The 20,093-nt window shown below is 41.9% G+C and carries 24 protein-coding genes; 2 read left to right on the forward strand and 22 right to left on the reverse strand.

The features are described from left to right. Positions 1–127 precede the first annotated feature (127 nt). Positions 128–535: a DUF4377 domain-containing protein gene (locus DHU68_RS00575; RefSeq protein WP_108821032.1), complete on the reverse strand. Its 408-nt coding sequence runs from the start codon at positions 533–535 to the stop codon at positions 128–130. A 166-nt stretch (positions 536–701) separates the two neighbouring features. On the opposite strand from DHU68_RS00575, the gene mnmE reads away from it, so the two are divergent. Then, the gene (mnmE, locus tag DHU68_RS00580; protein ID WP_108821033.1) at positions 702–2,096 is read left to right on the forward strand and encodes a tRNA uridine-5-carboxymethylaminomethyl(34) synthesis GTPase MnmE; all 1,395 of its coding nucleotides are present in this window, start codon (positions 702–704) and stop codon (positions 2,094–2,096) included. 150 nt (positions 2,097–2,246) lie between these two features. Here the strand turns inward: mnmE and DHU68_RS00585 are convergent, their stop codons facing one another. After that, positions 2,247–2,666, reverse strand: coding sequence for a hypothetical protein (locus DHU68_RS00585; RefSeq protein WP_108821034.1), 420 nt, complete (start codon positions 2,664–2,666; stop codon positions 2,247–2,249). 82 nt (positions 2,667–2,748) lie between these two features. Between DHU68_RS00585 and DHU68_RS00590 the strand changes: the two genes are divergently transcribed. Then, the gene (locus DHU68_RS00590) at positions 2,749–3,426 is read left to right on the forward strand and encodes a TIGR02117 family protein (RefSeq protein ID WP_108821035.1); all 678 of its coding nucleotides are present in this window, start codon (positions 2,749–2,751) and stop codon (positions 3,424–3,426) included. A gap of 271 nt (positions 3,427–3,697) precedes the next feature. On the opposite strand, the gene DHU68_RS00595 is transcribed toward DHU68_RS00590, so the two are convergent. The 20 genes from DHU68_RS00595 to DHU68_RS00690 form a co-directional block, all read right to left on the reverse strand. Continuing rightward, entirely contained in the window at positions 3,698–4,567 is an 870-nt protein-coding gene (locus DHU68_RS00595) for a DNA adenine methylase (protein ID WP_108821036.1), read from the reverse strand. 9 nt (positions 4,568–4,576) lie between these two features. Next, positions 4,577–7,186 (reverse strand): SGNH/GDSL hydrolase family protein, encoded by a 2,610-nt coding sequence (locus DHU68_RS00600; RefSeq protein WP_108821037.1) that lies wholly within the window; start codon positions 7,184–7,186, stop codon positions 4,577–4,579. Between the two features lie 34 nt (positions 7,187–7,220). Continuing rightward, the gene (locus DHU68_RS00605) at positions 7,221–8,126 is read right to left on the reverse strand and encodes a tail fiber protein (protein WP_108821038.1); all 906 of its coding nucleotides are present in this window, start codon (positions 8,124–8,126) and stop codon (positions 7,221–7,223) included. Further along, positions 8,119–8,607: a hypothetical protein gene (locus tag DHU68_RS00610; protein WP_108821039.1), complete on the reverse strand. Its 489-nt coding sequence runs from the start codon at positions 8,605–8,607 to the stop codon at positions 8,119–8,121. The genes DHU68_RS00605 and DHU68_RS00610 overlap by 8 nt, the downstream gene beginning before the upstream one ends. Further along, the gene (locus DHU68_RS00615; RefSeq protein WP_108821040.1) at positions 8,600–9,460 is read right to left on the reverse strand and encodes a hypothetical protein; all 861 of its coding nucleotides are present in this window, start codon (positions 9,458–9,460) and stop codon (positions 8,600–8,602) included. The genes DHU68_RS00610 and DHU68_RS00615 overlap by 8 nt, the downstream gene beginning before the upstream one ends. Next, positions 9,457–9,987 carry a hypothetical protein gene (locus tag DHU68_RS00620; RefSeq protein ID WP_108821041.1) on the reverse strand — a complete coding sequence of 177 codons (531 nt, stop codon included), beginning with the start codon at positions 9,985–9,987 and terminating at the stop codon, positions 9,457–9,459. The genes DHU68_RS00615 and DHU68_RS00620 overlap by 4 nt, the downstream gene beginning before the upstream one ends. Beyond that, positions 9,987–10,397: an N-acetylmuramoyl-L-alanine amidase gene (locus DHU68_RS00625; protein WP_108821042.1), complete on the reverse strand. Its 411-nt coding sequence runs from the start codon at positions 10,395–10,397 to the stop codon at positions 9,987–9,989. Before DHU68_RS00625 ends, DHU68_RS00620 begins: the two co-directional genes overlap by 1 nt. Next, positions 10,381–10,914: a phage holin family protein gene (locus DHU68_RS00630; protein WP_108821043.1), complete on the reverse strand. Its 534-nt coding sequence runs from the start codon at positions 10,912–10,914 to the stop codon at positions 10,381–10,383. The genes DHU68_RS00625 and DHU68_RS00630 overlap by 17 nt, the downstream gene beginning before the upstream one ends. Positions 10,915–10,918: 4 nt before the next feature. After that, positions 10,919–11,104 carry a hypothetical protein gene (locus DHU68_RS14100; protein ID WP_160111029.1) on the reverse strand — a complete coding sequence of 62 codons (186 nt, stop codon included), beginning with the start codon at positions 11,102–11,104 and terminating at the stop codon, positions 10,919–10,921. An 88-nt stretch (positions 11,105–11,192) separates the two neighbouring features. Next, a complete protein-coding gene (locus DHU68_RS00640; RefSeq protein ID WP_108821045.1) occupies positions 11,193–11,525 on the reverse strand; it encodes a hypothetical protein in 333 nt (110 codons plus the stop codon). Beyond that, positions 11,522–12,082, reverse strand: coding sequence for a hypothetical protein (locus DHU68_RS00645; protein WP_108821046.1), 561 nt, complete (start codon positions 12,080–12,082; stop codon positions 11,522–11,524). Before DHU68_RS00645 ends, DHU68_RS00640 begins: the two co-directional genes overlap by 4 nt. Then, positions 12,082–13,056 carry a hypothetical protein gene (locus tag DHU68_RS00650; protein WP_160111030.1) on the reverse strand — a complete coding sequence of 325 codons (975 nt, stop codon included), beginning with the start codon at positions 13,054–13,056 and terminating at the stop codon, positions 12,082–12,084. The genes DHU68_RS00645 and DHU68_RS00650 overlap by 1 nt, the downstream gene beginning before the upstream one ends. 10 nt (positions 13,057–13,066) lie before the next feature. Then, complete coding sequence (locus tag DHU68_RS00655) at positions 13,067–13,576, reverse strand: DUF6046 domain-containing protein (protein WP_108821048.1); 510 nt, start codon at positions 13,574–13,576, stop codon at positions 13,067–13,069. Positions 13,577–13,579: 3 nt separating this feature from the next. Continuing rightward, positions 13,580–15,340, reverse strand: a complete 1,761-nt coding sequence (locus tag DHU68_RS00660) for a tape measure protein (RefSeq protein ID WP_108821049.1) — start codon at positions 15,338–15,340, stop codon at positions 13,580–13,582. Positions 15,341–15,496: 156 nt separating this feature from the next. Beyond that, on the reverse strand, positions 15,497–15,808 hold the full coding sequence (locus tag DHU68_RS00665; protein ID WP_108821050.1) for a hypothetical protein: 312 nt from the start codon (positions 15,806–15,808) through the stop codon (positions 15,497–15,499). 33 nt (positions 15,809–15,841) lie between these two features. Next, positions 15,842–16,270, reverse strand: coding sequence for a hypothetical protein (locus DHU68_RS00670; protein WP_108821051.1), 429 nt, complete (start codon positions 16,268–16,270; stop codon positions 15,842–15,844). A gap of 4 nt (positions 16,271–16,274) precedes the next feature. Further along, positions 16,275–17,471: a DUF2586 family protein gene (locus tag DHU68_RS00675; RefSeq protein WP_108821052.1), complete on the reverse strand. Its 1,197-nt coding sequence runs from the start codon at positions 17,469–17,471 to the stop codon at positions 16,275–16,277. Between the two features lie 2 nt (positions 17,472–17,473). Beyond that, positions 17,474–18,109: a hypothetical protein gene (locus DHU68_RS00680; RefSeq protein WP_108821053.1), complete on the reverse strand. Its 636-nt coding sequence runs from the start codon at positions 18,107–18,109 to the stop codon at positions 17,474–17,476. A gap of 71 nt (positions 18,110–18,180) precedes the next feature. Continuing rightward, complete coding sequence (locus DHU68_RS00685) at positions 18,181–19,035, reverse strand: hypothetical protein (RefSeq protein WP_108821054.1); 855 nt, start codon at positions 19,033–19,035, stop codon at positions 18,181–18,183. Positions 19,036–19,051: 16 nt separating this feature from the next. Then, complete coding sequence (locus DHU68_RS00690; RefSeq protein ID WP_108821055.1) at positions 19,052–20,008, reverse strand: HK97 family phage prohead protease; 957 nt, start codon at positions 20,006–20,008, stop codon at positions 19,052–19,054. Between the last annotated feature and the right edge of the window lie 85 nt (positions 20,009–20,093).

Consider the following 20,093-nt stretch of genomic DNA (forward strand, 5'->3'; position numbering starts at 1 on the left):
ATAGTGTTTTTTAACATATATAACCCATCTATTGGATAGATGCTTTTTATGAAATTATTCTTATAAAGTTTAAGTATATCTACGAATTCATATTAAAAAGAAGCGCGCTTAAAAGCGCGTTTCTTTATTAAGAGCCTACGGAATCCGTAGATATCGAATCTATCGGGATCGAATCAGTTATCTCTTCCTTTACCGGAATTTGTGGGAGATTTTCTGAAGTTTTCTGCTCTTTCGAAATTTCCTTAATCAGCGTATATTTCAACGCAGACTGATCAGCAGCTGGACTTTCAATCTTTTCCACCTTAACTTCCAATACGTATTCATAACCATGTTCATAATTAAATCCTTCTATCGTACTATAAAAGAATTCCCAGTCTGTTTGACCGGCTTTCTTTACAAGAAGGCATTTCATCGGCATAACTCCTACACAATCACCTTGCTCTGAGGCTACTGTCATTTTCTCTGTTACTCCACTATTGCAAGCTCCAAAAAGTAAGGCAATAGAAGATAGTAACAACACAATACTTTTTCTCATAATCTTTGTTTTAGGTAATACTTCTACTATTTTTCAACAACTAGTAAATGATATTGTTTCATTATTTAACAATATATTCGATTTCATTTTATCAATAGCTTACATTTCATTGTTCCATTAAATATAAAAAAGACGTACCTTTGATATTGAATTAAATAATATCCTCATGCAAGAAAGAAATATAATAGCAGCCATATCAACTCCTCCCGGTATAGGAGGTATAGCGGTAATCCGTTTATCTGGTAAAGGATGTATAGAGCTTACTGATACTGTTTTCAAATCGGTGTCAGAGAAAAAGCTTTCGGAGCAGAAAGCCAATACTATACATTTTGGTGCTATTATAAAAGATGATGCTATTTTAGATGAAGTTTTGATAAGCATTTTTAAAGCACCTCATTCATTTACAGGCGAAGATGTTATTGAGATTTCTTGTCATGGATCAATATTTATACAACAAAATATCTTACAACTATTGATTTCTGAGGGAGCTAGATTAGCCTTACCCGGAGAGTTTACTCAACGAGCTTTTCTGAATGGAAAGATGGACCTTTCTCAAGCCGAATCAGTTGCTGATCTAATTGCGTCTTCATCTGCAGCAACACATCGTTTGGCGATGAATCAGATGCGTGGTGGCTTTAGCAACAAACTCATAGAGCTACGTACAGAACTTTTAAACTTCTCTTCGTTGATAGAACTAGAATTAGATTTTTCGGAAGAAGATGTAGAGTTTGCAAATAGAAGCCATCTGAATGAATTAGTTTACGATATAGAAAAACATATAGAGGATCTAACAAATTCTTTCAGTGTAGGAAACGCGGTGAAGAATGGTATTCCTGTAGCTATAGTAGGAGAGACGAATGCGGGTAAATCTACTTTATTAAATTTGTTACTACAAGAAGAGAAAGCGATCGTATCAGACATCCATGGAACAACCCGCGATGTTATTGAGGATACGGTAAACATACAAGGACTGACCTTCCGCTTTATCGATACAGCCGGAATTAGAGAGACCGAAGATGAGATAGAAAGCATTGGTATAGAGCGCACCTTCAAAAAACTAGAACAAGCATCTATCGTATTGTGGATGATTGATGCTACAACCGAAAACAAGCATATCGAAGAACTAGCAAACAAGATTTTATCCCACGTAACGGATCAAAAACTTGTTCTTGTTTTCAACAAAATAGATATTGTAGGTTGTGGTGTAGTAATGGATAATAAACGCACTTTACTAGAAGACCTCATTCCTGAAAGAATCTTCATCTCAGCTAAATATGAGGAAGGCGTTGCCGACTTACAAAACAAGCTTGTAGAGATGGCTAACATTCCCGAGATAGGGGAACAAGACATCATAGTCACCAATATCAGACATTACGAAGCTCTCAACAATGCTCTTACTGCCATCCGTCGTGTATCGGAAGGACTTGACCTAAATTTATCAGGGGACTTCTTAGCTCAGGATATTCGAGAGTGCATGTACTATCTTGGAGAAATAACAGGACAAATATCCACAGATGAAATTCTCGGAAATATATTTAGCAAGTTTTGTATCGGTAAATAAACCAAGAAAACAAATACCCCGTAAATAAAACATAGCATCTCTTCTAAAAGAAGAGATTTCTGATTGTAGAACTTCTCTCATCAGGTCATTTATGCCCTCCTCTTTTGGGCTAAATAATAGTTGAAATCATATCGATATGCGAAAGTATTCTCAAACTTTACTTTTCCATATCTGTAATCCTCCAAGCAAATATAATACACCGATTCCCAAGGCACACAAGGAGAATAATAAATGATACCATATAAAAGAGGATTCGAATCCAATATTTATTACCGAACCCACTATTCCTCTAACAAGATAAATAGCAGCTATAGTAAAAACGCCCAATTTCAGAAAGGGTAATTTCTTTACTATTCCCGCTGCTGATAATCCATATAATCCGAAAATAAGGAAAAAAATAGCGACAAAGACAGTCATGGCAGTAGGAAGTAAAGGATGTATTTCTGCATTTCTCTGCATATTTTCACCAACTCCAGTATAATCATACATTTCTTGAGCCCAAAATAGTCCTACAACATGAGCAATAGCTATCAGTATATTGATATACCCCCCTAATCTAAGTAGTTTCATATTGAAATATTTTGTATTCTTAAAGGTAAGTAATTTCCTCCTTGTATAATAAAATATAGCCTCTATTTACTACCTTCGCCACATGTTGAGATTAATTCTAAAAACAAGTAAACGCGTATTAATAGGAATTATAGCATTTGTTCTACTCTATTTCTTCTTGGGGTATTGCTGTTCGCGTATTATTATTTCAGAAGAAAAAGACACACCTAAGGAAATTCCCATTTTTATAAAAACAAATGGTAAGCACACAGATATAGTTGTACCAGCCAACAATGAAATAAAGCATTGGAGTAGAGATATTCCTTATGAAAATAATGTCTCGCAAGACACAATATACAATTATCTTGCTTTTGGTTGGGGAGATAAAGGTTTTTTTATTGACATGCCTACATGGGATGATTTAACCTTTAAGTTAGCATTTAAAGCTGCTTTTTGGCTTGGCACAACTGCTATGCACACTACTTATTACAGAGACATGGTAGAATCAGAAGACTGTCGAAAGATTATGATAAGCAAACAACAATACGAAGATCTCGTCTTTTTTATATCGGAGAAGTTTGAACGAGATTCAGAGGGCAATTTTATAAACATCAAGACAGATGCTACCTATGGTGATACAGATGCTTTTTATGAAGCTAAAGGTCGCTACAATCTGTTTTACTCTTGTAATACATGGGCTAATGCTGCTTTAAAAGCCTGCGGACAGAAGCATTGCCTTTGGACATTCTTTGATGATCCTATATTTTTGATATATAAATAAAGGAAATCAAAATTTCTTTTTCTCTATCTAATATTAATTTCACTACAACTCAACAATATCTATATTAATAGCAAAGGTTGCCATTTTTTTATGACAACCCCTATTATAATCGCGCAAACATTTTGCGACTGATTCTGCAATCAAAATGCGACTAAAAAAGTCAATTTTGTAAGTGATTAATAAATAACTATTTAATTGCAAAATAATAGCGCAAAAGCTTATCAGATTCAAGTCTTTGCGCTATTTTTATAGTTTTAAAATGGTGTAAATCTTAAGATGCTTTTTGCATTTCTAAGATTCTTGTAAACATCATATCAATATATTTTGATTGTGGGTTTAATCGCGTTTCGTGCGTTTTTAAGACCGCATTTTCAAAAGGATTATTGATATTGTGATTAACGTTTAACCATTCGCAAAGCTCAATTAAAGAACTCTTATTTGACGTAAAGAAAATAAAATTACTTTGATTAAGCACATTTATAACGTTTAAAAAGTCGGCAAGCTTCCAATATTGGTCGGAAAGATACGTTTTTGTATCAGTCGTTAAATATGGCGGGTCAACAACAAGCAAAACGCCTGGAACATCTTTATATTGATTAAATAGCTCCAAATAATCACACTTTACAATCTCTAATCCGTGCAAATAATCAGACGCTTTAACGTCGTAATTGCTTTGCTTTACGTTATTGTATAACGTTGAGGCTTTGAGCTCGTCGAAACTGGTTACATAGTTAGCTGAAAAGAGCAACGACGACGACAAAGTAATGTAATCGACAAAGCCTTTTCTTTCTTCTTTCTCAACTCTAGCAATAACATGACTTTTATAAGCCTCGTTTATACGCTTTTCTCGCGGGCAATCTTTTAAAATGACTCTTATGTCGCTCAATAGGTTGTTAGTTGCGACAACGGCTTGCAAACGCTTCGCATAGCCGTCGTAATCATTATAAATAACTTTACAACCTGGTAAAACTCGTTTAGCCGTGTGAGAAAGCAAGCCTGAGCCGCCGAATAGGTCGACAATGACCTTTATATCCTGGCTTTGGCTCAGCTCCTTTAATGTGCCGACAAATGGCTCGACAAAATTACGTTTTTGCCCCTGGAAAGGTAAGGGCGCAACTTTGTATCGTTTTAATATATTCATTTCAAATTTTTATTTTAAAGCCTCTAAAACTGCGCCAGTCATTCCGTCAGCAATTTGATAATAACCCTCTGTGCGTGGGTGAACATCATTGTTCGCCATCAAAAGCGTTTCTTCGTACCTACTTGCAACCTTTTGTTCAATTAACGGATAACCGTAAAATCTATCCATCGCAAAGCCGCTTTGTGAAATGATTACACCCTCATAATTTGCGAATGTTTCAACCGCTTTTTTGCTGAAATTGAAAATATTATAGCGTAACATATTGCGGCTTGTAGACCTCAAATCACTATTTCGGGATTTAGGCAAGCAAAAAACTACTTTTCCGTTTGGATTGTCAGCAATAAAAGCGTCAATGATTTTCTTTGCATTATTAACAACTGTATTTATTTGCGAGCTTGTAAACAATACTCCCGAAAGGTCATTAATTCCGCAATCCATTGTCAAAACATCTATTTTTTCATCACTTGTAAGCCCTAAAACTTCAGTGCGATAATATCCGAAATTCAAAACGCCTACGCCCTCGTTATCCTTTAATACCGAATAGTTTATTTTATCAACCGATGTAACGGTCAAAGTCGGGTTACTACTACTTGTAGGCTTTAATATTGCGGGAAACGTTGTCGGCGGTGTAAATGCGTTCCAATGGTAGCCGATAGCATAACCCGTGCCGTCTACGTTAATTTTCCATCGGTGTATCAACATGATAGCGTTATTCACATTATCAAAATAATAGCCTCTAAATTTGTAAATATTGCTTGTATCTAAGTTCGGGTCTACACCCTCAAAATTAAATCTGTAAGCTGTATCACCATTTGCAAAGAAGCTATACGTTTTACCCGTTCTTGCTTCGTTTTTGTACGGCGAGGGGTGATGTGAGCCTAAAAATAGAGGTGTAACCCCGCTACATTCTGCTAGGTTTAATTGAAGTTGTTTCGTTACGTCTGCCGTGTCGTCGCTTGTGCTATCACCAATACAAATAATAGTTTTTTCAACATCGGGGCAAACGGCATCAACGACAACAAGTTTACTTGTTAGCGTTTTAACAACATTACCGCTTTTGTCTAACATTCTGAGCGAAAAATCAAACTCGCCAACATCGGCGGTTGTCGGTGTAAATCGAAAAGAGCGTTTATCCATTGCGCCTTTTGCGCACTCAGTATCGAACATAAACGGCGGTTGCCCATTGCCATATTCAGGACAAAGTATAAAAGTGTCATAATACAGATTAAACTCTTTGCCTACTACTGCGTACATTTTAGGCGGCAAAAAAGCATCATAAACATTACTTGTTATTTCTTTTGTCCTCTTATAGAGTCGGATATTCTCGTTGTTGTCTTTATTGAATACACTAGCCGAAAGACCGCTATAAACAAACCATTGCGACTGTACATTTGCGGCGGGCGCAAAGTTTGTATCGACACAAATTATACCGTAAACATTCTCGACATATTGCACCCCATTTTTAGGAACGTTAAAAGATGCTACACTTACAGCCTCGTCGCTAGTCCATCTATTCTTAGAACTCCATATATGAATATTCAGACTAGAGTCGCTAACATTAACAATCGTAAAACTGTAAAATAAATTCGGGTTATAAACTATATTAAGCTCTAAGCCCAAAATAAACTTACGCCATTGTTCGACTGTCATACTTGTACTGTCCCGAATTGATTTATCAAACGGGTTATATTCTCTATCAGATATAGGGCTTTTTGTTGCAAGCTGTTTATTTGTTTCTGATAGCTGATTTTGAGCCTTAAACAATCTAATGTTTTCGCTATTATCGGCATTAAATACTTTTGAGGACAACCCCGCATAAGCAGCCCATTGCGACTCTAACGATGATGCGGGCGCAAAGTTTGTATTAATAACAATAGAGCCGTAATCGTTAGTAATACCAACAACACCCGCTCCCGCAACTTGAAAAGTTGCTACTGTTTTAGCGTTTTGGTTTGTCCATCTATTCTCAGAGGAATAAATATTAACAGCAATGTAGTTGCTTGTTTTAACAACAATAGCGGGGCTGTAAAACAAATTCGGGTTATACTCTATATTAAGCTCTAAGCCCAAAATAAAGTTACGCCATTGCTCAACGGGCATTGCCGCACTTCCTTGTATTGTCGATATAAAAGGATTGTCGGCGGTTTGCTTTTGTAACAAGTCTTTTTTACGCACACCGTCCAAATAGACAACTTGTTTTGTATTTATCCATTTATCTAGCCCTATATCATACTTGAAAATATAAGGGTCGCCATTCTCATTTTTTTGGTCGAGGACAAAATAAGAGTCTTTATCTCGTTTGGGCTTTGTTTCTAGGTCTGCAATATTAAGAGCGTCACCCATCGGGTTAAAACCAGCAACAACACTTGCCAAATCCTCTTTAGAGGCTTTTGTTTCTTCTAATTGAGTTACTTTTGCATTTGTTTGGTTTAAAGCTACTTTTTCGGCTTTTTCATTGTCCAGTTTCAAAAGGTCGTCATTGAGCCCCAAAATATTATTTTTCTGTATGCGGCTAGACCTATGATAGAAAGAGTCCATAAAGTCTCCAAAGTCCGCGCCGTTCGGCTCTTTGTCGTCGGCAAACTTGCCCTTAAGTTCGTTTATATCTTTAATTGCCATTTTAATACTATTTAATCAGTGTTTAAATACTGGTTTATCTCACTTTGATAATTTTTGCAAAAACAATAAAAGGGGGTCTGTTTTCGTGGGGCTCGTCATTACCTATATCTTTGATAGTAGCGTCGTCCCAGCGCTGATTTGTCATATTACCCACATTATATTCTTTGTCGGGGGTTTCTTGGTCTACACTTCCAGGTGTACCCAGTTCGCTAACATCAGCCGCGCGAGCTGATAGCTTATTGAATATGTTATTATTTGCTGGATTGTGTCGAGGCATTTCGCCGATTGTTAGTTTATGTTTTTCTTCGCCTCCAGTATTACCAATTTGCGCATAATCATCAGTTCCACTATAACCGACTGAAAATAAACCGCCAGTATTTGGTAGTTTAAAAGTATTCAAACCGTCACCGCCAAAAGTAACGCCGATAGTTTCGTAAAGCTCTCTATATTCGCTTATTGGTAAATCGCGCCCATCGCATAACATATAATCAGTCGGAACTTTACCAGGTGAGCCAGCCCATTCTTTTATAGTTCCTGGAGCATCGCCAGCTATATCTTTAATGATTTTATAGAGTTCTGTATTTGATTTTATTTGCTCAAACTCGCTCCAGCTATACTCGCCAGCGTCCGAAAACTTCGCAATACGGTTTATATAAGTTTCGGGATAAACCACATTGTGAGCCGTAACATCTTGTCGGGTTTCTACAATGGCTATCTTATCCTTTTTAGCCGAGCCCTCAAAGGGTATTATTTCGCCGTTTATCACTATCACGCCGTCGCTTACTGTATCTTTATCGCCGAGCTCGCAACCCGAAAGAATATAGTTTTTACCTCCCAAGCCCGCGAGCTTAGCAACCAAAAGCGTCATATCTTGCATTTTTGCCAAAGCCTGGCGGTATTGTGGGAACTTATCGCCACTATAAAAATTTATCTTATTCATATACTATACGATATTTTTTTGATGCTAATTTGTGATTATTGAGTAATTGACCGAGCGATTTAATTTCGTTATCTGATAGGCTAAACCCTTTTGGGAGTACTATATCAAAGTCGGCAACGGTTGCGCCTATTTTTCCATCATCAACCCACAAGCTGAGCATACCGTCGTCGTTTATTAATATGGCTTTATCTGTTACCTCGTCGAAAAGGAAAAAGTCGTCGTAATTGATAGGCGCGTCGCGTATAAAGATGCGACGGTCGTAGTAGTCGTAGGCGTTATTTATCATTGCCTCCATATAACAGACTTGCGAATTTACGCTGGTGTCTATCGCTCTGGTGTATGCGTCGAATTGTCTAAGTATAACAGTAAGCGGGCGCACCATCGCATCGGCAAAGGCAACTATTGCCTTTTGTCTGAGTAACGACGGCAAAAGGTAAACGACCAGGCGCGAAAAGCTTATGTTATAATAGTTCTTATTCATTTGGTATAAAGTTTAATATCAAATCTTTGTCGGCTATCTGATAATAGCCCGCATAAGGAATACTCCGCGCATTGATAGGTCTAAAATTTACCAGTGTACCGTAACGGCTCGACGCCTGGATAAGCTCGGCGATTTCTACGCCGTCAACGACTTGCAACTTATCGACTAAAGACTGATTGTAATAAAAGCCGTTAAATGCTAAATTGCTTATATAATTACGGATTGCGTCTTGCACTGGTGTATCGCCCGACCCGTCTAAACGTTTGCCCTCACTGTCTAAAATCAAAGGGTTATAATAAATATCCATTTCCAGGCGTAAGTCGTCGGCTGGTGAGTTAATAATGGATATGCGCACACCCGCATCTTTTACACGTCCCATATAAGCCGTAAGAGCGACGAGCTCCGCACTTTTTATCGGTTGTTTTATGCCACCGTTATCGGTTGCTACTTTCAGATATAAGATACTTTGGTCGCTCGCCTCGATAGCCGCCGCAAATTTGACGACACGCGCCGCCTCTATTTGTTCGGTCGTCAGTGCCGAGTTATCGTATTGGTCGCTTTCGCTTATCAGTTCGTGCCCGAATTGAAACTCTTTTGCACGCGTGGCGTACCAGTTCGGCGTATGGGCTTTATTATTTTTCAATATGCTCAGTATATCAATTTTAAACTGGTCGAAAACTTTATATACCAGCGATATAGCCGTCGCCACACAAAAGAAAAATATATTTTCCAGCGATACGGTCGAGAATTGCTCCTCAAAGCTTTTGCCCGGCTGGAGGTCGTAACGCTCTTTTATGGTTTCGTTAGCCATAAACGCGTCAGTTATTTGCTTTTTTATCTCTGCTATTGTCATATAAATTTGCGTATTATAGGTGCAAGCTTGCGAATAATGAGTATTACAAAACCGATGAATAAAGAAGCGGCAACGCTAAGCCCCAAAACTTGTAAAAACGTAAAGCCTTTTTTCTCTTTTGTCTTTTCCGAGCCCTCAAACTTCGATTTATCTTTGCTTTGGTCTGTCAGTTCAGATCGTCCCGTCTCATTCGTTTGTATCGTTGTCGAGTCTGTCTCCAGCTCGTTAGTTTCTTGCTCCAGGTCTATATTGGTTTCGCTCTTTTTGGGACGCTCGCCCGTTTCGGGGTCGATTGGTTTATCGGTGTCATATTCTACGTGGTTAAGCTTTATTTTTAGCTTTTCGTTGATTGCTTTTTGCAATGCCTGGCTGACTACCTGGTCGAGCGTTGAGCTGTCAATCAAAGAGATATTATTCTCTATATTTCTTTGCTCTTTTTGCTTTGTGTCGCTTGTCATATCTTTAGGAGCTCGGCAACCCACCAGGATAACCGAAAGCAATAACAGTATATAAATAGCTCGTTTCATTAGTCAAACGTTTTTAGTTCGTTTTTTACATTGAATGACGGGCACGCCTTATTTGCGAACTCATTATGCCCGTGAACGGTCGCCCCTGGATATTTCGCTTTGAGCTCCTTAACCAGCTTGATAAGCGCCTCTCTTTGTGCGTCGGTGCGGGTATCTTTAGGCTTTTCGCTTGCATCCAGCCCGCCGATATAGCAAATACCGATAGAGTTTGCATTTTGTCCGAGTGTGTGAGCGCCGATTTCTGACTCTGGGCGACCAAGCTCGACCGTACCGTCTAATAGTATTACATAGTGATAACCCACACCCTTAAAGCCCCTTTGTTTGTGCCAGGCGTCAATATCTTTAACTGTGAATTTTTGCCCCTCTTTTGTAGCTGAGCAATGCAATATTATTTTAGTTATCTTTCTCATTATTGCCCTCCATTTCTTCGTTAATACTCGGTTTTTCGTTTAATAAAATATCGCTAAGCGGTACGTTTAAATGACGCTCGGCTTTATTGACCATAACACGTTGCAAAGCGTGAGCGAGTTTATTATCATTCTCTGAGCTCCAGTTTTCCAGGATAGACCAAAGCTGATAAAAAAGGAAAAAGCCAACAACAACACGCACGCCCATATCCGAGTCTTTGATGATATATACATCTACATAGTTACCCAGTATAATAGCCGTAAACGCTATTATCATAGTGTACATGACGCGGTACTTATACTCGCTTTTAAACTTGCCGTCCGCTCTGTCGGGGTGTTTTTTATGTACCCGACGCGCCAGGCTATAAGCCGACCAAATATCTAAAACCGTAGCAATGAGACACGGGATAAAAAAAGGGGTTGCCGAGTCAATCGCGACCAGTAGCCCTCCAGCTATACTGGTGATATACTGCAAAAGCTTTGAGCCTATATATTCAAGTATTTTTTTTGCCGTTTCCATTCTTTTAACCCACTATAAAGTCTATACCTATTGTCATGTTTCCGATACCCCGACGCCTTACGCGAGTCGTTCCAGTGTCGGAGCTGGCGGGGTTTATATCGTTGCGCTCGTAATAGTTTACGATGCGTTTGTTTTCTATTGCTACGGGCGTTATTTGCGTCCCTGGCTTTAAGTTTTCGGTCGGCGACACATTGTTAAGGACTGCCAGCTCAAAAAGAGCCTCAATCCCGCCCGCGTGCTTTACCGCCACGTCGCCCAGCCATTGTCCTTGGGTACTCTCAATATTGCGCATTGACTTCTATATTTAATTTGTCACTTTGCCCGTTAGTTATCTCCAGGTGATTAACTCGAAAGCCGTCCGCCTCTAGTTGCTCCCTTATTTTATGCTTATACAGTAGTGCGTCGCTGGATAAAAGCATCGAACTGACACCCACGCCGACCGTCGGCTTTTCTTTCATTTCGCCAGGGTGCATATAAATTATAATTGCCTGGTTTTGCATCTGAACATCACCGATAACCAGCCCGCCAGTTATCAGCCCCAGGCTGTCGCGGGTTACTTTGATATTTAGGTCGCCCGTTTCTTCGTTTACTGTTATACCCGTTCCTCTCATTGCTTTACTTTTTTATTTTCCAGGTCGCCCGTTTTAGTCAGTATAATCGGTTGCCCAGCCCAGGTACTTATAGCACCTTTAAGAGCCGCCCCGCCGTCGTTTGGTGTGGGCATCCAGGCTTTCAGTATATTTTTCAACTGGTTTATCTGATTTTCCAGCGCGTTAATTTTCTTTGTCACGTCGTCCAGCTTCACCAGACCGCCCAGCTTGCCGCCATTGAGGACAACGCCATCTTTATCTATCAATACGCCCATATCGCCGATTGTAAGCTCGACGCTGGCGAGTGTATCCGAAGCTAACACGCATAAATTATTGAGGTCGCCCGAAAGCGAGCCCACCAGTACAAAACTGTCTACCGCTGGCGTAAGCAAAAGCGTTTCGTCACGCTGGGTCGTCGTCGGCGTAAGCCTAACGTCGGGTAACTCCAGACCGTCAATTTTCACCGTGCAAGTGTCGCCCTGGACGCTTACGACCTGAGCCGAGAAAAAGACCAGCCCGCCGCGATTTTTTCCGACTATATCGCCCAGTAATTGCGCTATTTGTGCCCGTTTATTCATTAGCTTGCTGTTTTATCACTTATTACAAGTCGTTTTCCTAAATCGACGGCACGCACACCGCCCGACTCGTCGAACGTTGTTTTTACGCCAGTAACGTAATATGTACCCTCTTTATACTCATAATCTTTGTCGATAATCTTCGCGCTCCAGGTAGGCTCGACAAATGGAATTAGCCAGGTTTTTACATTGCCCTCATAGCCCGTGTATGACTTATATTTGAGCTGGTTATCCGCCATTTTCTGCAAAGCTTCTTTTGATACTGGGAACTTAACCTCGATTGTATCAACATCGCCGCCAGCTTTGCCAGCCGTTGCCTTTATTTTCTTGCCGTCTATACCCACACCGTTAGCCACGACCAAAAGCAAACGGTCGCTTTCATTTCGATACTTGAGGTCTGATTCTTCAATATTCACGGCAAAGTCATAGACCACGTCGCCGCCTTTCTGAGTATAGGGCGGGTGTATATTCAGCTTATTGTTATCTGTTATATAGATTTGTCCTTTTGTGGCGTCCTTTAGCTTGCTGAGAGCATTATAAACAGTATCATTCGGGCTTATGGTGAACTTATCGAAATAATGACTTTCCGAGTCTATCGTACAATCCAGCTCAAAGCTTAACGCCTGAGCGCAATAAGAGGCGACGTCCTTAACCTTGCATTTGGTAAACACTTTCGGGCTTATCTCTTTGCGGGTTAAATACATGCTATCTTCGCAATTTATTGTAAGGCTGTCGTCGTCGGTGTCGATACGCTGGACGTAGCCCTCGAACTCAGTCACCAGCTCGCCGTCGTACCCCAATTTAACCAAGACGCTATCGCCCGCCTTTATATATTTTTCGTGGTCCAACGATTGATTATATACCACACCAGGCAAGACAATAACAGCCGTTTGCGTCAGTAGGTCGACGGACTTTTCAATCTCGACCGACTGGAGCAAGCCCAGCTTGTAAGAGCCTATTTGTATGTAGTAATTCATATCAAACATTTTACTTAACTTCTATAAAAAGGTTATAACTGTCGTCGCTCAGCGCCGTAAGGCTATAATTTTGCACGTTTTCGCCCTTGCTGAATGGGAGCGAATAACTTTCGATAACTAAATAGTTTACATTTAGCAAGCTGAGTAATTCGTTTTTTATCTTTATTGCCCGCCGTTGCGTTATTACTTGTCTGAGCTTTTGTACTTCGGTCGCTGGGTATTTGGTGAGGTCGGCGTTTACAAATGTGCCCTCAATCATTATTTTTATATCACCCTCAGCCCATCGCTCCTTAATAGAGCCTCGCCCCTCGGACTTTGCGACGTTACGCTTTACAATCACGTTTTCGCCTTGCACCGAAATTAAAGGCTCATAAGGCAATAGCCACTCCGAGTCGTCGGGCAAATAGAAAGTAAAAGGCATTACCATAGCCACCGTTTGCCCGCTTTCGACCAGCTCCTTAACTTCGCGAAGTATAACGTCGCTACGTCTGAATAAAGGGTTTAAAGGTTGTATAGCCATGTTTTAGAGATTTGCTTGCGTCATTAATAACCCGCGCACGATTTCATCTTGTATTATTTCTCTGATTTTCTGCGCACCCTCACGCACATTATTAGCGTTTATAGTCATGTTATTACCCATTTCGCCGATAGTCAGCGTTATATGTGTCGTTTTAGAGCCACCCGTCGCGATACTGTTAGCCGCCGCACCCGAAGCGCTACCGCCCCCAGTTCCGCCCGTGCCTCCAGTTCCGCCGCCACCGCCCGTGCTGTCACCATCGCCAGCCATGCCAGGAATACCAGCCGACGAAATACCGAGCTTTGATTTTAAGCTATTAGCTACATCACTAAAAGAGGTTTCATTTACACGAAGTTTAAAGACCTCCATTTCTGACATTTGCTTAGCCAGGTCGCCAAGTTTGCCTTGCGTGTCGGCTATCTCTTTAGCCCTGGCGTTGCGTTCAGCCTCCAGTTTTGCGAGTCCAGCGTTTGCGGCGTCCTTATTCCATAGCGATTGCACCTTATACCAGCCTTTCTCTATGACTTCAAAGCCAGTTAAGAAAGCGTCTTGTACTTTAAGCCATATAAGGGTTACGGCGGTTTTAAAGAGCTCAAACCCAAGTTTGCACATTTTCAGCACATTGTCCCAGGTTTCGCCCCAGCCGTCAATTTTGACAATCAGAAAAGCAATTAAAGCAATGAGCGCCACAACGCCCGCAATAATCAGCCCGACGGGGTTAAGCGACATAATAACGTTTAATATACCTTGCGCCACCGCCCAGGCTTTCGTCGCCACCGTTACAAGTCCGATAACAACGTTATAAGCCGCTATGGCTGTCGTTATAAAAATGATTATTGAGCCTAAAATCTTATTTTGATTATACCATCGCTCCAGCTTACCGACTACCTTATCAATGAAAGCGCCCGAATCGGATAAGAGCAAAATAAAGTTTTGCATAACTGGCAATATGTAAGGTTGCATCCAGTTATAAAACTGTACCAGCTTGTCATTGATTAGAGAAAAGCCAAGATTTGCCAAGCCTCCGACCTCTTTACCCATTCGCTCAGACATGCCGTAAAACTGCCCTCCCTCTTTAGTTGCATTTTGGAAAGCCTGGGCGACCATATCCGCCGATATTTTACCCTTGCCCATTTCGTCTTTCAGCACGCCGACACTTTTACCCGTGTCTTTCGACATTTGTAAAAGCGGGTTAAAGCCCGCGTTTATCATTTGGTTAAGGTCTTGCCCCATCAGTTGCCCCGTTGCCGACATTTGCGAAAAGGCGAGCGACAAAGAGTCCAGTTTGTTTCTGTCGCCCATTGCTATTTCGCCGATAGCCTTAAGGTTTGGCATTATTCGTTCCTGGGCTACACCAAAGCCCGCCATTGTTTGCACTGCCGCGCTTAAGCCAGCTTTTCCGTAAGTCGTCTTTTTGGCGTAGGCGTCTATATTATCAATCATACGGCGGGCGTTTTCTTCGCCTCCAAACAAGACCTCAAACGACGCCCCCCGCATTTCTTCGTCGATACCCAGCTTAAGGGCTCGACCTCCTACGACCCCAGCAATAGTGAGCGGGTTGAATATATACTGAGCAAAAGGGATATTTTTAAAGAGGTTAGTAAATGAGTTCCTTAAGTTATTTAAGGGTGTGCGGTCTAATTGCCGTACCTGGTTGCGTAGGTTTTGCACACGGTTTGACGCATCGACAAGCCCGCCACCAACACGGCGAAGCGTACCCGATACTCTGTCGCGCAACTCAATAACGTATGTAAATAAATTACTCATTTTTACCAGCTTCTTGTTTTCTTATATATTCCAGTGTTTTAATGTGCATTGCCCATTCGTCATCGGTTAGCGTGTCGGGGTCAATGCACATGTAGTAGCGTAGTTGTCCGTCCAGTATGCGGATATCTTCGCGCTTTTCGTCGACCTCCGCTAACCTTAAAGCTTTTCCAGCTCGGCTTCTTTAACCTGGATTAAGTCGCCTACTTTACCCACCGCCGCCATAAATAGGTCGTCGTCGGTTTTTATCTCAGTATCACCGCCGAGCCAGCAATTTTCCAGTATTGCTTCTGAGCCGCCCATAATATCGCCTTTCGATATTTTTGTCATTGCCAGCGAAAGCGTGCGGCGGTCGGGTTTTCTCAGGTAAGCCGTTTTGTCCTCAATAGTGAGTTTATGCACGGTTTTATACTTTTCTTTCCAGCCCTCTATTTGTTCGGGCGTCGGGTTTGTTATATTCTCTTTTGCCATTTTAAAAACTGTTTAAATGCTGTTTAATACTGATTAAGCCGCGATAATATCCAGCGCCACAAATGGGAGCTCTATTTCCATGAACTTATCGCCTTGCGCCATCTTTTCTTCAATATCCGTGAACTCAGCGCCCAGGATTGTAACGACGCGTATCTTTGCCGAATTTTCGGGCGTATATGCCACGATTATATCGACTTTAATATCCAGTAGGGACAAAGAGCCCGCCGCCGTCTTAAGCGCTATAATTTCGCTTTGCGTGAAAGTGAGCGAGCCTGAGTAAGTCTTGTTACCTCGCTGAATACTTCGCGGTTTGTTTCCTTTGGCGTGTAGGGGCTCTTTTTCCTGGCTCTCTTTGTAGTTTACATTGCGAAAGCCTTTTATATCAATACCGCCGACGTTAAGGCTAATATCAGCCCATTCGTACTCGCGTCCGTTGATTAGAAATAAATCACTTAATGCCATACTTTTAACTTTGTTGTGTTACTTCAAAACCGAGTAATACGGTTATATACTTAGAATAGCCGTGCGGACGGATGCGAAGCTCAGCGCTCACCTTGTTTGTAGCCAGCACGTTTACGGTGCGGTCTATTGTACATTTTACGCCTCGGTCGGTCGTATCTTTCGGATTGGTAGAAAGTTCGCCGTTTGCCGTCATATTGGTAACGATAGCGTTTTCGACTGCCAGCTCGAACGAACGGGCGGTTGTCTCTATCATTGTGCCGTCAGCATTTACGGGTATTTCATCGAGTAGTTTTTCTATCAGTACCGCATAAGCAATACGATAGGCTTTATCAATCACGCGGCGGCGTGTCAACTGGTTATAGTCGTCAGTCGCTTGCGTTGCCAGGGGGTCGTCAGAAATGAAGTAACCCGACCGACCGACTAACGTGCGAAAAGTGATATAACCCTTATCGTGTAAGGTTTCAACGTCTGCAACTTCGACCGCCTTATCACCCGCATACATAGCCAGCACGTTAAGCGCACCATCAGCCACTCGCCCGATATTTCGTTGTACTGGCGATATCGCCACTCGCCCAGCAATTAAGCCGATAGCCTGGTTTGCCGAGCCTGGAGCTCCAGCTCCGATAACAACACCCACACGGTTATAATTTTGCTTGCGCATATCTTCGAGCGCTTCGGGGTCGCCGTTATAATTGAGCCCGTCGATAATCACGAAAATAGGAGCAAATCGCGTCTCAGTCGCCCAGTCGCCCAACGTTTCAGCGTTAAGCTTTGCCGCTTCCAGGTCGTCGTCCAGTCCTTTAGTGATTGTCGGGTTTTCGCCAGCTTTTGCGGTAATGAATAGCCCGCGCACTTCACCGTTTAGCGACTCAATAACATTGCGGGCGTAGGGGTTGTCGTAATCCAATACATCCGACATTTTCAGCGTATCGGGATAACCGACGATATAAGTTTTAGTACCCTCTTTTGCTTCAGTGTAAAAGTGCTTTACAAGCTGGTATATTTCGGGGTTATTTTCCGAATCAATACCCAGGCTCTCCAGGTCGCCAGCTTTACGCAATGGGTAAGTTTTAGCCAGGTCGAATTTATCGGCAACGGCAACCGCACCCACTACGATAAGACAAAGCAGACCGTCAGCGCTGGCGATAGCTTGCCCCAGCGCCCCGTTGCCGTAATCTATTTTAACATTAGGTAGTCCCATTTTTATAAATCGCTTTTTGTTCTTTTAATAACCGCTTTGTTTTCAAGCTTTATCGCGTGTTGCTTCGCGTCGTTCTCAGCCGTAAAAGGTGTACAATCAGCCGTGAAATAAAGCTCCTTAAAGTTTCGTTTGGCGAATAGCTTGTGAGCTACCTCGTCAATCTTGTTTTTGTCGCTTTCTGTCAGCCTGGCTCTGTACTCAGCCTGGCTTGTTTCGTACTCGGCTTTTTCGTTTTGGATAAGCTCGTTAATAGCTTCGCGCAACTCGTCGTCATTCAGCCCGTCGGGGTTTATATCCAGCTCACAATCGGCGATAAGTTGCTCCAGGGCGTCGCGTCTTAACATATCCATAGGCACTTCAAAAAAGATTACACCCTCCACGTTTACAAAGCGACCGACTATTTGATTGTCAAGTTCACCCCTTGGCGTTTCAGTTGCTTCGCCTTTTGTTTCAGCACCCAGGCTCTCAGCCATTGCCCCTTGCTGGTCGTTATTGTTATTGATTTCGTCAGCTTTGGTTGCTGTCTGTACCGCCTCGACTTGTTTTTGTTCGGCTTTCTTTTCGTCGGTTGCCACCACGTCATTAACTTGTTTATCCACTGGAGCATCACTTGTTTTTTTATTTGGTTTGTTTGCCATTTTGATAACTTGTTTTAGAAGCTACTAGCCGACCGTTTTACCTATCGGCTAGTATCTTATTGTTTTATTTCTTACTCTTTGTTGTCGCTATAAATAGCGCCGCATGCGTTCTTAGTCAAAGGCATAGCCACGAAACGAACTTGTGCGCCTACCAGGTTACCGCGATAAGTAGCAAAGTGTCTTTCGGCTTCCGCTATAACAGACCCGCGAGCTCGCAATGTTCTAGGCTTATAAAAAGCGAATGAGCTAGGGTTGCCGTCAGCCGCACCGTAAGGTTTCTTTTCGCCCGTTGCTGCGTCGTAAGTAGGGTTTGCCGTATGTGAGTAGATTTTAAAGCCGTCGATTTCTTTGTCGCTCATCATAGCTTTGTAAAGCTTCATGTTCTCATTTTTCAAGTCTTTTTTATGCTGAGGACAAAGCACGATAACGCGCCCATCTTCGGGGATATTTGCGTCGTCAAATGCAAGCGATAGGTTTGTTATATCTTCATAAGTTAAAGCCTTATAGCCTTGCGCATTTGGAGCGCCCGTTGTTTTTAATACGGGTGTCTCTATTGTATGCTTTTGAGGTGATAAACTGAAAGCGCCCGACTTAGAACACTTAGAGCGTAACGCATTGACGTGTTGCCCCATCACGGACTTAGTCTTTTTATAATCGACGTTCAAGTCCTCTACATTGGTTATGTGGGTCGGTTTGGTGTCGAATGTGGAAAGTGTCGCGGTTATCTTATTGTCCTCTCTTTGTACGGGTACAAGCGGATAAACGGTGTTGTTTTCCAATACTTCGGGGTCAGCTCCGATTTCTGCCAGGTTAATAGTGTCATATTTAACCATGTGGTCGTAATCTGTCAACTCATTTAACCACGAGTCGTCGGGATAAAAGAGGTCAAGAAATACAGCTAAAAATAAATGTACTGCGTATGCCATAATTGAAAATGTTTGTTTACTGTTTGTTTTGGAACTCGGTTAATAATCTCTCGTATTCTTTCGGATTGTCAGCTCTCAGCTTTTCAAGTCCGCGCGGGTCGTCTTGCGACCATTTCAAATAGTCCCAGCCAGCACGATCGCCAGTTGTTAAATTTGTTCTTTTGGTTAGGTCGTTTAACGAAGTGCCAGCCTGGGCGGGCTTTTTGTCAATCAAAGCCTTAACCTTGTCAAAGTTTAAGAGCGCCAGTTCGCGTTGGTCTGCGACCTCGTCTTGCGTCAGTTTGCCGTCTTTTACAGCCTGCGACAAATACGTGTCGATTTCCGCCTCTTTTAGCTTCTTATTTTCTTTTTCTAGCTTGTCGATTTCTGTGTCCTTTTCAGCAACGGCGAGTTCAATTTCCTTTGCTGTCGGATTAACTGACAAACCAAGACTCTGACGGGTTGCCGCCGTCAATACGATAGTGTCTTTTTCGTCCATTTGTTTACTGTTTTTGTTGTTATTGGAATTATTAAAACTTAGTTTGAATTGCTCGAAGCTTATCTCTTCGCGTTTTTCGTTATATAGGCGTACCGCTCCAGGGTCGGAGGGTATGGGCGTCACACTGGCTTCGATAAGCTCCCAGTCGGTAAGCACATAGTCGTCGCCAATTTGCTCCATTTTGTAAGGAATAAGACCGATAGATGCACCTTTTAAAAAGCCCTCTTTGACCTTGCGGGCTATTTCTGCGGCGGCGGGGTCGCCCATATCGAACACGGGCTTCGCTTTCATTTGCACGTTTTCCAGGCGGCGATTTTCCCATCGCCCGATAACTTGTTTTGTATCGTGGTCGTATAGCATTACGGGGTTATTGTCGAAACGCTCATAACGCCCGCCAGCCAGGTCGACGCGAAAGCCTTTTGTATTTATTCGGCTACCATCCGAAAGGGTAAAATCTTTCTCGTCCTGGGTTGCTCCTTTTACTTTTTCGTCCATTGCTTTTTGTTGAATTATAGAGCAAAGTAACCGACCAAAAAAGAGGCTACAAAAAACATCCGTCAGAATGGCATATCTTTTTTAT

Origin of the sequence: Dysgonomonas sp. Marseille-P4361 (genome assembly GCF_900343125.1) — a bacterium.
GTDB lineage: Bacteria > Bacteroidota > Bacteroidia > Bacteroidales > Dysgonomonadaceae > Dysgonomonas.